Here is a 12,974-nt window from a genome sequence, read left to right as displayed (position 1 = left end):
CTCCTTACACAACTTCTATAAAAATATTGGGGACGTTTTACAAAATGGGAGGTCGAATAGAGACAGCCTTTATCAGAAGTTCGATTCGACTGTTTACCTGAGCCTTCGACAATATTGACTTAATCTGCTTTCTTACAGTCTCTACCGAAACTCCTCGATAATCGGCCATATCTCGATCTTTTAACCCTTTGAAGATCATATTTGAAATATGGGCTTCACTCGGCGTCAATGAAATCACACTTGCAAATATCGAGACGTCTATCTCAGGAGGAGACTGCGTGTCTATTATATAAATAATACTGCCACTAAGATTATTCTCAACTTCGTAACATCCGTCTTTTATAGGCGATTGCTCAACATAAAATGGATGCTTGCCTGATGGACGTTCGATAAAAAATGAGACGCCAGTTAGATTACCTTTACCTTGCGAGGTGCCTGCAATTTTTCGAGTGCTGGCCCGAAACTGAGAATTTTGTTCTGAATTTGAGAAACATAATTTTCGATTCTTTAAATAGACGCCATCCTTCATGGAAACAATGTGCTGTGCTTGTCTATTTGAAACAATGATATACCCTCGGTAATCACAAACACATACCGCAACACTTAAACCATCCAATACTGATAATACCGCTTGATATTTATAGTAGAGCCCATGAAGAAAGCTATTCAAGTTAACCGTCTTAGCGATATGAGGCGCTAATAAGGCGATATGTTTATCTAAGTTTTTGGGGATGTCTTTCACTATCTCAGGATAATGGATAATAACAGCATGTTTCCAGCCAGCGGGCTCAGATAAATTAACTCCTACCGTTCGAGCCAATCCAGTCTTTTCTCGAATGAAGAGAAAATCTTCCCTATCTATAACATTTTCCTCTTCCAGCCAGCCTTCCTGCTCGGTTAACCAGCCATAAGTATCCTCTTCAAATAATCGGTTTATCCCCTCAGATTCGTATTGAGAGTAACGCTTATTGTATTCAGCAAATTCAGCTCCGTAACGTTTATAAATGCTGGAAGAGATTTGAAGGTTGAAAGATTGATTACTTTCGCTGTATTGAGTCATACCCGCTGAGCCAAATACCGATGCCAGCTTATCGTATGTTTCTTCATTACGCTTTGGTGCATTAATTGTCGAATACAACGCACTTACAGCATCTACAATCTCAATATCCATTCTATAACCCTAGGGTAGGTACGAATAAGTCTTATCAGAGAACAGCCTATTAAGGCGAGAACGAGCAGAAATGTTAATACCTTTTATCTATCTTAACGAAGATAGTCTGTTTCTTTGAAAGACCCAAAAGGGCGTGCCGTACTTCAAATTAAATTCGCACTCACTTTATGCTTTGTTAACTTTCTAGCCAATATGTTCAATATTGAACGGCAAAACTAACCTCAAAAAAAGTACGATCCACATGCAAAAGCCAGTGGACTTGCTCACACAACCCCTAGACAAAGCATGAAGAAGGAATACACACAGAAATGTACATTTTTTATACTACAAAAAAACACATAAGTTAATAGCCCAATTACCAATAGAAGCGAACAAAGGTGTGACCATCAACCTTGGACGTACTCTAAAAAGCGAGCGACGGATATAAGAACAAAAATGAAGGGGAATAGAGGGCACATGAAACAACCCTCTATTGAGAATTGTACTAAATATCAGTACAGGAGATACTCGACTTTAACCCCACTAGATCATCACAGTTAACTGTCACGCCCGATAGCTTAGCGTCTCTGCGAATCACAAGTGTATCGAAGTTAGACAAAGCATTTAATGCGCTGACAAAACCATTAACCGATTCACTGATTACATTTGAGCCCGATATTTGAAGTTTCGTCAAACTGGAAAAATTAGAGATTGTAAAATTGCTAATGTCGCCATCCTCCAAATACAATTTGGTTAGTTTTGAGGCTGTAAACGGCAATGTACCACTAAGATCGTACGCATCATTGCCATAGTTTAAGGGCCTTAGTTTTAATCTCTCTAAGTTCGGCATACTTGCATTCGATAAATTGGAGTATGAATCAATGTTCGTAGAGCGCAGATCCAAGTAACGGAGTTTACTACCAACGCCAGAAACAATCGTTGCAAGATCTGCCTCCGTGATTGAGGTTTTCGCAAGTTCAAGTTTAGTAAGATTATCTAAGTTTAAGCTCTTACTAATCATAGTATTGAGGTCAAACGTCACTTTAGTATTTGAGCTGTCAGTATTCCAACCCACTCTCAACTGCTGAAGTTTACTCCAGTTATTATTCCAGGATGAGAAGTCGGTAACTTCCCCCTCATCAATGGCCAGCACGCGCAAATTTGGCAAGGAATTAATCGCAGATACATCGTCATTATCAAGCGCTAACTTATAGAACGCTAAGACCTCTATATCGTTCTTAGCGGTACTGGCAGCTAAAAAAGTGTCTAGCTCAAACTTGGTAAGCGTAACATTGTTGCCTAACTGTGTGAGCGATAAGTAAACTAACCCTTTCATACTATAAATAGCATCGTAACTAAGAAGGTTTATATCATCGCCAGTTGACGCGTCCGTCTGATCCGCTAAATCCAAAATCTCCATTTTTGTCAAAGCCGACAAAGCACTGATATCCGTTATGTGGTTTTCTGGGACGACCAATCGATACAATTCCATAAACTGATTCAAGCCAGCTAAAGACTGTATGTCAAACTTGGGTAAGTCGATTTCATAAACTTGCTCTGCATAATCGTATTCGAGGTCTCGGAAAGCGGCGTTTAATGCAGAGTCCGTAATGCTATTTAGGTTGATTGATGTTCCCACAGGCGAGTTCGACGCGATATAAGCCTTGGCTTTTGCCTTGTCACTAAATAAGAGCTCTTTGTCACAGTTACCCGTTTCTCCCGATTCTTCGAAACAAACTTCGATATAATCGGTATGGGCTGACAGGACTTTCCCAACCAAACTTTCATCACTGTCAGTCGAAGTGACCAATAAATTGCCATTGTCGAGCACATCCCAAGTATATTGCTCAATAAAGTACTTTTCGTTCTCACTAGACTCAATATAACCGTCACCGACTTTTACGTGGCTGTTGTCGAATAGAATAGTAGCAATCCCATAGGGCTCCGCCTCTCCCTCTTCGATATATACGTCATAGAATCGCTTACCGCTTACAAGGCTATCTGAAAACGCTGTCGTACCAGTGAAACCAGTCCCTGATTCATTATTACTTGAACTAGAATTCGTAGAGTCATCACCTCCTCCCCCTCCGCAAGCAGTTAAGATAATAGACAGAGCAGCCAGAGTACTGAACCTTATTCTAAATGCGCGAAACATGTCCCTCTCCTTAAAACAAGAATAAAGCAAAATTTAACCTTTTGTTCAGGATCAGAGGAAACCCCCATATGGGGTATAGAGGAGATTTTTTTTACAGTTCCTTACGGATAAAACCAGAAAAAAGACATAAAAAAACCGGCCAATATGCCGGTTTTTTTATGTACTTGAGAGAGCAAAAATTATTTGATTTTCGCTTCTTTGTACATTACGTGCTTACGCACTACAGGATCAAACTTTTTCATTTCCAGTTTATCTGGAGTGTTACGTTTGTTCTTGTCTGTAGTGTAAAAATGACCAGTACCTGCAGAAGATACCATGCGAATCAAATCGCGAGCGCCTTTAGAAGCCATAATTCAGTTCCTTATACTTTTTCGCCGTTAGCACGCATATCAGCAAGAACTGCATCGATGCCTTTTTTATCGATAATACGCATACCTTTAGAAGATACACGAATACGAACGTAACGGTTTTCGCTGTCTACCCAAAAACGGTGCCAGTGAAGGTTAGGAAGAAAACGGCGCTTAGTGCGACGCTTAGAGTGAGAAACGTTGTTACCTGTAACAGGACGTTTCCCTGTAACTTGACATACGCGAGACATAATCTAATACCTTTCGTTGCTATACAAAACTATTGAAAGTACAAACTTTCTCAGGCGGAGCATGATTCCCAACGAATCAAAAAAATCCCATACCAGCTGAATAGCGGCGCATATTTTCACATACGAGCCCTTAAAGAGCAATTATTTTGTTAAAAAATGATCAGTTTTTGCATTAGCTCTTCCCAAAATTTCTTACGAAATGGCGCTAAATACGTGCATTCAATCAAGAAGCCGAAATGAGCGACATCATAGATATAATAGTCGATACCTTAAACCCTGTTTGAGCATATCCTTAAACAGGGTATAAAACTCAAACATACCCTCGCTCTGCCAACGACAAAGGTTGCCCCTCTCCAACGATGAAATGATCCAGCAAAGCAACATCAACCAACTCTAATGCTTTTTTAATACGGCTTGTTATATGAATATCGGACTGACTGGGTTCACTCACACCAGAGGGATGGTTGTGAGCAACGATAATAGCGGACGCATTGTTAAAAAGAGCCGCTTTGACGATTTCTCTTGGGTAGACAGCGGCACTGTCGATGGTTCCCTGAAACAGCTCTTGATAACGGATCAGCCTGTGTTGGGAATCCAAAAACAGCGCTACAAACTTTTCTCGAGGCGAATGCCTAAGCTGGCTAGACAGGTAAGATTTCACATGATCGACGTTATTAAAGACGGTATCTCTTACCAATTGCTCATGAAGATAGCGACGAGACATTTCCATCACAGCTTGCAGCTGGGTGTATTTCGCATCCCCAAGTCCAAATCCTTGACAGAATTCTTCTCTGGAAGCACCGAGTAACTGACGTAGTCCACCAAAATGCTCCAATACTCGACGTGCTAGTTCTACCGCACTGATCCCTTGCGTTCCAGTGCGTAAAAAAATGGCTAAGAGTTCGGCATCACTTAATGCTCGCGCCCCTTGATGAATAAGTTTTTCTCGGGGCCGCTCTTGCTCCGGCCATTGCTTGATACTCATGATTCTCTCCTTGATTCATGGTAGTCTTGAAACAATATCTACAATCATTCCGGCAGGTGAATAAACGCCTGCTTGATTGTAATGGGCCAACATTAACCCCACTCCAATCAATTGAGAAGTATTTTATGGCAAGGGTAACAGGTAAACGCATATTAGTTGGTATTACAGGTGGCATCGCTGCTTATAAAAGCATTCAACTAATTCGTCTTTTAAAGAAAGAAAACGCGGAAGTACAGGTCGTTTTGACAGACGGCGCAAAAGCTTTTGTCACTGAAATGACGCTTCAAGCAATCTCTGGCAACCCTGTACGCAGTACATTGCTAGACCCTCACGCAGAACTTGGAATGGGCCACATTGAGCTTGCAAAATGGGCTGACCTCATTGTCATTGCACCTGCATCTGCGGACTTTATGGCCCGTCAGGCTCAAGGTATGGCGAATGACTTGTTATCCACCCTCTGCTTAGCAACTGAATCTCCTGTGATGATTGCCCCTGCAATGAATCAAGCAATGTGGAGCCACGCAGCGACACAAACAAACAAAGAGGCACTGCTTTCAAACGGTATTCTTATGGTTGGCCCTGCGGCAGGAGAACAAGCGTGTGGCGATGTAGGGTTTGGCAGGATGGAAGAGCCAGAAGCTATTTTTGAAGCAATTGAAACGTACTTCACTCCCAAGATAAACGACCTTGAAGGACAACACTGGATCATAACAGCAGGCCCAACAATGGAGGCCATCGATCCAGTTCGATTTATCAGTAACCATAGCTCTGGCAAAATGGGCTATGCATTGGCGAGCGCAGCGGCTGAACGAGGCGCTGCCGTAACATTAGTCAGTGGGCCTACAAACTTACCAACACCGCAAGGCATTAAAAGAGTGGATATTAAAAGCGCTCAAGAAATGCTCTACGCGTGTCGAGTCGCAGCAGCAGAACAAGCAGATGTATTTGTCGGCGCTGCCGCGATTGCAGATTTTCGAGTAAAAGACGTTGCAACTCAGAAGATGAAGAAACAATCCGATGAAAACGAGATGCAACTTACGTTAGTTAAAAACCCAGATATTATTGCCACGTTGTCTACAGAGGACGCGGCCAAATACTTCGTTGGCTTTGCGGCAGAAACACAAGATGTCATTGCGTACGCAAAAGGAAAGCTAGAACGAAAAGGCCTCGATTTGATTATCGCTAACGACGTGTCTCGAAGCGATATAGGCTTCAACAACGACCAAAATCAAGTCGTCGTGCTGTCAAAAAAATCACAATGGACACCGGAGAAAGCGAGCAAAACCGAGCTTGCAAAACACCTTGTGGACATCATTCAAACTTACCAAGTAAATCAGCCTAAATAAAGGCATCAAAACCTAAGAGCATTAAAGATGAAACAAGCCATCCAACTAAAAGTATTGAACGATAAAATCGGCAAAGAGATCCCTCTTCCTACGTATGCAACAGAAGGGTCTGCAGGTCTTGATTTACGTGCATGCTTAGATGAGCCTATAAAACTTTCTCCCGGCGAAACAACGTTACTCCCGACGGGTATCGCCATTTACATTCAAGATCCAAATCTAGCTGCGACTATTTTACCTCGCTCAGGATTAGGACATAAACACGGTATTGTTCTAGGTAATTTGGTGGGGCTAATAGACTCAGATTACCAAGGCGAACTGATGGTTTCTTGTTGGAATCGTGGTCAAACAGAATTTACAATCGAACCCGGTGAACGTGTTGCGCAACTTGTATTACTTCCTGTTATTCAAGCCGATTTTGATATCGTTACCGAGTTCGAAAGTACTGAACGCGGCGCAGGCGGGTTTGGTCACACCGGAACAAAGTAAGCACGCCGTTCCTAGTCTCGAATAACCACTAATGACCTAAAGGATGAGTATTTTTCACCTTTTAGGTCATTTAAGTTTCTTTTTTTCAAGCTTCTTCTCATCCCCCACAGAATATCCATGAAGAAACGAGCAAAACTTAACTTTTTCGCCAATTGCATATAGTTTAATCATTCAGATCAAGCTATTATTTCAACCCTAAGTGGTTGCTTACATACTTCTTACATCGTTACACAAAAGACTCTGCACTCTATCTGCAACTAGAATTTTACTTTTAGGCTTAGAAAGCAAGCTCATTTTCAAACAACAACTTTAGTAAGCACCGAAGTCATCCACTCTATAATTAGCCAACTTTATGCGCTAATGACTGTGGAACAAATAACAACATATCGAAAAACAATAGGAGTTTTTTTTCAATGGCATTCACGCGTGAATCTGCTTTAGATGTGGCTCAAGTTTTAAGTGAGTCACTTCCTTATATTCAACGTTTTGCAGGCAAAACACTCGTCATCAAATACGGTGGCAATGCGATGACGGATGAAGCACTACAAGCAGGGTTCGCACGCGATATTGTGTTAATGAAGGCCATTGGTATCAACCCTATTGTTGTGCACGGCGGTGGCCCACAGATTGGTGACATGCTGAATAAACTCAACATTGAGTCTAAATTTATCAATGGCATGCGCGTCACAGATACAGCCACGATGGATGTCGTCGAAATGGTTCTAGGCGGGCAGGTTAATAAAGAAATCGTTAACCTGATCTCCAAAGCAGGTGGTAAAGCCATTGGTATTACAGGTAAAGACAGTGGTTTTATTAAAGCACGAAAGTTGTTTGTTAAACATCAAGCCGAAGGAATGAATGCACCCGAACAGGTGGATATCGGCCATGTTGGTGAAGTCGCTGCCATTGATACCAGTGTTTTAAAAGTTTTAGAAAACAGTGATTTGATTCCTGTGATCGCTCCAATCGGTGTTGATTCCGACGGTAACGCCTACAACATCAACGCTGATTTGGTGGCAGGAAAAGTAGCAGAAGCCGTTAACGCCGAAAAACTAATGTTGCTTACCAATATTTCAGGGGTTCAAGACAAAACTGGCCAAGTTCTTACTGGACTGAGCACCACACAAGTGGATGCACTTATTGCAGACGGCACAATCTACGGTGGCATGCTACCAAAGATCAGTTGCGCATTGTCTGCCGTAAATGCGGGTGTAACAAGCTCACATATCATTGATGGCCGTGTACCTCATGCAACCTTGCTTGAAATATTCACAGATGAAGGCGTTGGCACCTTGATTACTAATCAGGGCAAAAACGCTCAAGCGTAATTTTTGCTTACTAATACAGGATTTTCAATTTACTACGGGTGCCGAACATGACAAACAAAAAACCAGATCGCCGAACCCAAATTTTGCAAGCTTTGGCAGAAATGCTGGAAAGCAGTCCAGGAGCAAGAATCACTACTGCTGCACTGGCTAAGCAAGTCGGTGTGTCAGAGGCGGCGCTTTATCGACATTTTCCAAGTAAAGCAAAAATGTTTGAAGGGTTGATCGAGTTTATTGAAGAGTCACTTTTCACCCGAATCACACGCATTATTCAAGAAGAAAGTGACGTATTAAAGCGCACTGAAATGATACTTACTTTGGTGTTAGGGTTTGCTGATCACAACCCTGGTATGTGTCGTCTTCTCACTGGAGATGCGCTTGCGGGCGAAACCGAAAGACTGCGTGTTCGTATTGCACAATTGTTTGATCGTATTGAAACTCAATTAAAGCAAATCATCAGAGAATCCGATTTAAAACAAGGATTACGCCCTAATATGGGAATCGCCCCCTGTGCAAACTTCCTCGTTTCTCTATTGGAAGGAAAGATTCGTCAGTATGTGCGCAGCGAGTTCAAAAACAAACCACTTAAAATGTGGAAAGAACAATGGACTGTATTGGCACAAAACTTGATGGTAAGTCGTTAACCATTTACAGAAAACGACTCACCGAAACAACTTTTTAGATTACAAATTGCTGTTTTGTAATCTAAATTAGATACCATATTCACTTCGGTACGCTTTTATGGCTTCCAAGTGTTTTGCAAACTCAGGAGATGGCTGCTCTTCAAGATAGGTCATGATATCGTTTAGAGACACAATGCTGATCACAGGCATATTAAAATCTCTCTCGACTTCCTGAATTGCAGACAACTTGCCTTTACCGCGCTCTTGGCGGTCAAGCGCAATAAGAACACCAGCTGGTTTAGCATTTGCTTGATCGATGATATTCATCACCTCGCGAATTGCCGTTCCTGCGGTAATGACATCATCAATGATCATGACATTGCCCGCCAAAGGAGCACCGACAAGAGTACCGCCCTCACCGTGGTCTTTCGCTTCTTTTCGGTTAAACACATATGGTGTGTCTACGTCATGATGATCATACAGTGCAACTGCCGTAGTAGTTGCCAATGGAATGCCTTTATACGCAGGGCCGAATAAAACGTCGAAAGATACATCTGCTTCAATAAGCGCAGATGCATAAAAACGACCCAATTTTGCTAACGCTTGTCCGCTATTAAATAGGCCTGCGTTAAAGAAGTAAGGGCTTACACGGCCTGACTTCAGTGTAAATTCACCGAAACGTAATACGTTTTGCTGAATTGCAAATTCGATAAATTCTTTTTGGTAAGGTTTCATGCCAACTCCGAAAAGGTATTAAATAAAAATTTGAGCGCCTGCATAAGAGAGATTAGGTAGAAAACATGATAAAAGTCATACACCAACGCTCTCTTTCCGCGAATTGGCGCTAATATAACACATGCTCAGTAATTGTAGGGACCAGAAATGAAGGTCATTAGCCTTAATGTAAATGGTATAAGACAAGCTGCCGAACGTGGCTTTTTTGATTGGATGGTTCGTCAGAACCCAGATGTTGTATGTTTACAGGACTTACAAGTTGACGAGCGCAGTTTGAATGACAGCGTTTTTTTTCCGCCAGAGTACAACACATACTTCTTTGACTCCATGGAAGATCCTGAACAAGCTGGCGTTGCAATCTATAGTAAAGCCATGCCAAAAGCGATTATGACGGGAATGGGGTTTCCAGAGTGTGACTTTGAAGGGCGCTTCATTCAAGCCGACTTTGATAACGTAAGTATTGCATCCTTTTTAACGCCGCACGGTTCAAATAACGAGGAGCCGTTGCAAAAGCATAAATACGCATTCATGGAAGGATTCAAAAACCACTTAATTAAAACTCGTCGTAAACGTCGTGAATTTATTTTCTGTGGTACTGCTAATGTGGCTCGCTCTCCCATTGATGTTAGCAGCTGGTTTGTAAACCAACGCAACTCTGGCTTTTTACCCGACGAAAGAAAATGGATCAATGAAATTTTCAATGAACATGAGTACATTGATGCGTATCGCCAAGTGAACAAGCAAGATAAGCAATATACTTGGTGGCCCGATTACGAACGTGCGTGGAAACTCAATGAAGGAGGTCGTTTAGATTACCAGATCGCGACACCGGGAATACAAAAATTGATCCAAGGTGGTAGCGTATACAAAGGTCAACGATTCTCAGATCACGCACCTTTGATAATGGAATACGATCTTTAAAAGATACGCATAGCGTTAGAAAGCAGATAAAAAGGCGTATTAGGAAATATAATACGCCTTTTTTGTTTTAAGCTAACACCACGTAAAGCTGCAATAATGCAAACGAGAAGACGCCTGCGATAATATCGTCAAGCATGATCCCGAGCCCACCATGCACACGTTTGTCTATAAATGAGATTGGCCAAGGCTTCAATACGTCAAAAAATCGAAACAGAATAAAGCCCACGATGACGTATTCCCAACCTGTTGGAGCCATCCACATAGTGATCCAATAGCCAACAAACTCATCCCACACAATACCTGAATGATCGTGTACCCCGAGATCTTTTGAGGTCTTTCCACACAAATAAATGCCAATAAGCGAGGTAACAAGCAGAACCACAAAATACGCGGAGTGACTTAAATCTTGCATCAAAAGATACAAAGGAACCGCCGCCAAAGTTCCAAACGTTCCAGGCGCTTTTGGAGCGGCTCCAGAACCTAACCCAAATGCAAGAAAGTGAATCGGATTTCGCCAAATCGACGAGGGTACATTGTTAGACATAATCTGCTCTTACTTACTCTGTAGAATTTCTCATATTGCTACATGACGACGCCTGTTAAAAGTGCTGCCACCCTTCTAACTCACCATCATAACCTTCAACTAGAAAACCGGACTCAGTCACTTCCCCTATTAAACTGCAAGGCAAGTGCAATGTTTGCATAATCAAACTGACTTCCTCTCGTAACGACTTGGGCACAGTAAAACACAGCTCGTAATCATCACCACCGGTCAAAGCAAGCTGAAACGCTTCCTCTGGTCGCCAATCAAGTAACGCATCCGAAAGCGGGAGCTGGTTTAATTCAAGACGCGCTCCCACTCCTGAAGCTTTCGTAATATGCTGAAGATCTTGAGCTAAGCCATCCGATACATCAAGCATACTGTTCACAATGTTTTTCAGCGCCATTCCAGCGATCAAACGTGGTGTTGGACGCCAATAAGCTTCATAGAAATAATCAAATCGTTCTGGTGAAACTTGTAATTCACCTGTCACAATCGGTATGGCGGCAGATGCATCACCAAGCATACCCGTGACATAAATATCATCCCCAACCTGAGCACCGCTTCGTTTTGGCGTTTTATCTTGCTCAACATAGCCGTGAACTTGAAGAGTAATAGTCAACGGTCCTTTTGTGGTATCGCCGCCGACCAGTAATAACCCAATTTGATCCGCAAGCTCTGCCATTCCAGAAGCCAACTCAGCAAGCCATTGCGGGTCCGCATGAGGCAGTGTTAGCCCTAACGTAAAAAATGCCGGCTTAGCACCCATGGCAGCAAGATCACTCGCACAAGATGCCACAGCACGATAACCGATGTCTCGAGGGTCTGCGTCAAACGGAAAATGACGTCCTTCCACCAGCGTGTCCATCGAAAACACAAGCGTTTGATGGGACGGAACCTTAACCTGAGCACAGTCGTCGCCAATCCCGCACAATATGTCGTCGCGTCCTCGAACATCTGCCATTTTCGAGGCCTGAAATATAGACTGAATTAATTCAAACTCTTTCACTGCTTAACGCCTACTCTCAATCGTTTTTACGTTTTATCTAAAACAAAGCCATCGGTAATGTCGCTTTACCGATGGCTTTGTTATTCAGATGCATGTCTAACGAAAAATCGCTTAGAAACGCTTATCCATTATTGCGGCGAGCCGCGATCTCTTCACGACGTACACGCTGTGCTAACTTGTCTAAAATACCATTTACGTATTTGTGACTTTCTGTCGCACCAAATGACTTCGCTAATTCAACGCCTTCATTGATTGCTACGCGGTAAGGAACATCAAGACGATGCGCCAGCTCGTAAGAACCGATACGTAACACAGCAAGTTCAATCGCATCCAGTTCTGACAACGAACGGTCTAAAAGCTCTTCAAATAGCGTATCCAGCTCTTTCGCTTTAGACGTTACGCCTTGTAACAAGTCTCGAAAGTACGCTTTATCGCAAGTACTTAGATCTTGCTCAAGTGTAAATTGAGTTTCAATTTCATTCACTGAAGAATGATTCATTTGCCACTGATAAATGGCTTGCAAAGCTAAACTACGTGATGCACTGCGCAATTGCGAGCGCGACGGTTTCTTCGCTTTTTTAGTTTTTGTGTTGGACTTATCCAAATCGCTCATTCTATGCCTCAGTCTTCTAAGCTACGCAATACAGACACAGTTTCAAGAGCAGATAAAGCAGCTTCGCTGCCTTTGTTTCCCGCTTTTGTACCTGCACGCTCTATTGCCTGCTCAATCGTATCTACTGTTAATACGCCAAACGATACTGGAATATCAAATTCTAATGCCAATTGTCCCAATCCTTTCACACATTCACCTGCAACGTAGTCGAAGTGTGGCGTGCTGCCGCGTATCACCGCGCCTAGAGCAACAATGGCATCGTATTGATTTTTCTCAGCGACTTTTTTAATCACTATAGGGATCTCAAAAGCACCTGGCACATAAACTACTGTTATGTCTTCTTTGTTTATCCCGTGACGAACTAAGGTATCAATGGCGCCTTCTTTTAAGCTTTCTACCACATAGCTATTAAAGCGCCCCACCACCAAAGCAAATTTTGCTCCTGTCGCAGAATAATGGCCTTCATAAGTCTTAATATCACTCATAT

General features: G+C 42.5%; 15 protein-coding genes. 5 read left to right on the top strand and 10 right to left on the bottom strand.

Annotated elements, in window-relative coordinates; all coding sequences use genetic code 11:
• Positions 1-37 precede the first annotated feature (37 nt).
• The 5 genes from DFP79_RS16010 to radC all read right to left on the bottom strand — a co-directional run bounded on the left by DFP79_RS16010 (position 38) and on the right by radC (position 4,888).
• The gene (locus tag DFP79_RS16010) at positions 38-1,171 is read right to left on the bottom strand and encodes a helix-turn-helix transcriptional regulator (protein ID WP_133504954.1); all 1,134 of its coding nucleotides are present in this window, start codon (positions 1,169-1,171) and stop codon (positions 38-40) included.
• 484 nt (positions 1,172-1,655) lie between these two features.
• Positions 1,656-3,305 carry a leucine-rich repeat domain-containing protein gene (locus tag DFP79_RS16005; RefSeq protein ID WP_133504953.1) on the bottom strand — a complete coding sequence of 550 codons (1,650 nt, stop codon included), beginning with the start codon at positions 3,303-3,305 and terminating at the stop codon, positions 1,656-1,658.
• Between the two features lie 179 nt (positions 3,306-3,484).
• On the bottom strand, positions 3,485-3,655 hold the full coding sequence (rpmG, locus tag DFP79_RS16000) for a 50S ribosomal protein L33 (protein WP_011978459.1): 171 nt from the start codon (positions 3,653-3,655) through the stop codon (positions 3,485-3,487).
• An 11-nt stretch (positions 3,656-3,666) separates the two neighbouring features.
• The gene (rpmB, locus tag DFP79_RS15995) at positions 3,667-3,903 is read right to left on the bottom strand and encodes a 50S ribosomal protein L28 (protein ID WP_013659714.1); all 237 of its coding nucleotides are present in this window, start codon (positions 3,901-3,903) and stop codon (positions 3,667-3,669) included.
• Between the two features lie 310 nt (positions 3,904-4,213).
• Complete coding sequence (gene radC, locus DFP79_RS15990) at positions 4,214-4,888, bottom strand: RadC family protein (protein WP_133504952.1); 675 nt, start codon at positions 4,886-4,888, stop codon at positions 4,214-4,216.
• 125 nt (positions 4,889-5,013) lie between these two features.
• Between radC and coaBC the strand changes: the two genes are divergently transcribed.
• The 4 genes from coaBC (at position 5,014) to slmA (ending at position 8,689) form a co-directional block, all read left to right on the top strand.
• The gene (gene coaBC / locus DFP79_RS15985) at positions 5,014-6,234 is read left to right on the top strand and encodes a bifunctional phosphopantothenoylcysteine decarboxylase/phosphopantothenate--cysteine ligase CoaBC (RefSeq protein WP_133504951.1); all 1,221 of its coding nucleotides are present in this window, start codon (positions 5,014-5,016) and stop codon (positions 6,232-6,234) included.
• Positions 6,235-6,261: 27 nt separating this feature from the next.
• The gene (gene dut, locus DFP79_RS15980; protein ID WP_133504950.1) at positions 6,262-6,720 is read left to right on the top strand and encodes a dUTP diphosphatase; all 459 of its coding nucleotides are present in this window, start codon (positions 6,262-6,264) and stop codon (positions 6,718-6,720) included.
• A gap of 413 nt (positions 6,721-7,133) precedes the next feature.
• Positions 7,134-8,048, top strand: coding sequence for an acetylglutamate kinase (argB, locus tag DFP79_RS15975; RefSeq protein WP_133504949.1), 915 nt, complete (start codon positions 7,134-7,136; stop codon positions 8,046-8,048).
• A 47-nt stretch (positions 8,049-8,095) separates the two neighbouring features.
• Positions 8,096-8,689, top strand: coding sequence for a nucleoid occlusion factor SlmA (gene slmA / locus DFP79_RS15970; protein WP_133504948.1), 594 nt, complete (start codon positions 8,096-8,098; stop codon positions 8,687-8,689).
• A gap of 66 nt (positions 8,690-8,755) precedes the next feature.
• Here slmA and pyrE read toward each other — a convergent pair whose 3' ends face one another.
• Positions 8,756-9,403: an orotate phosphoribosyltransferase gene (gene pyrE / locus DFP79_RS15965; protein ID WP_133504947.1), complete on the bottom strand. Its 648-nt coding sequence runs from the start codon at positions 9,401-9,403 to the stop codon at positions 8,756-8,758.
• A gap of 147 nt (positions 9,404-9,550) precedes the next feature.
• Between pyrE and DFP79_RS15960 the strand changes: the two genes are divergently transcribed.
• Complete coding sequence (locus DFP79_RS15960; RefSeq protein ID WP_133504946.1) at positions 9,551-10,324, top strand: exodeoxyribonuclease III; 774 nt, start codon at positions 9,551-9,553, stop codon at positions 10,322-10,324.
• Between the two features lie 67 nt (positions 10,325-10,391).
• Here DFP79_RS15960 and DFP79_RS15955 read toward each other — a convergent pair whose 3' ends face one another.
• The 4 genes from DFP79_RS15955 to ribH form a co-directional block, all read right to left on the bottom strand.
• Positions 10,392-10,868, bottom strand: coding sequence for a phosphatidylglycerophosphatase A family protein (locus tag DFP79_RS15955; RefSeq protein WP_133504945.1), 477 nt, complete (start codon positions 10,866-10,868; stop codon positions 10,392-10,394).
• A gap of 55 nt (positions 10,869-10,923) precedes the next feature.
• Entirely contained in the window at positions 10,924-11,874 is a 951-nt protein-coding gene (gene thiL / locus DFP79_RS15950) for a thiamine-phosphate kinase (RefSeq protein ID WP_133504944.1), read from the bottom strand.
• Positions 11,875-11,995: 121 nt separating this feature from the next.
• Positions 11,996-12,487: a transcription antitermination factor NusB gene (gene nusB / locus DFP79_RS15945; protein ID WP_133504943.1), complete on the bottom strand. Its 492-nt coding sequence runs from the start codon at positions 12,485-12,487 to the stop codon at positions 11,996-11,998.
• A gap of 8 nt (positions 12,488-12,495) precedes the next feature.
• Positions 12,496-12,972: a 6,7-dimethyl-8-ribityllumazine synthase gene (gene ribH / locus DFP79_RS15940; protein ID WP_133504942.1), complete on the bottom strand. Its 477-nt coding sequence runs from the start codon at positions 12,970-12,972 to the stop codon at positions 12,496-12,498.
• Positions 12,973-12,974 lie beyond the last annotated feature (2 nt).

It is taken from the genome of Marinomonas balearica (genome assembly GCF_004362145.1).
In the GTDB taxonomy this organism is placed as follows: Bacteria; Pseudomonadota; Gammaproteobacteria; order Pseudomonadales; family Marinomonadaceae; genus Marinomonas; species Marinomonas balearica.
This window is presented reverse-complemented; position numbering and strand designations above follow the sequence as displayed.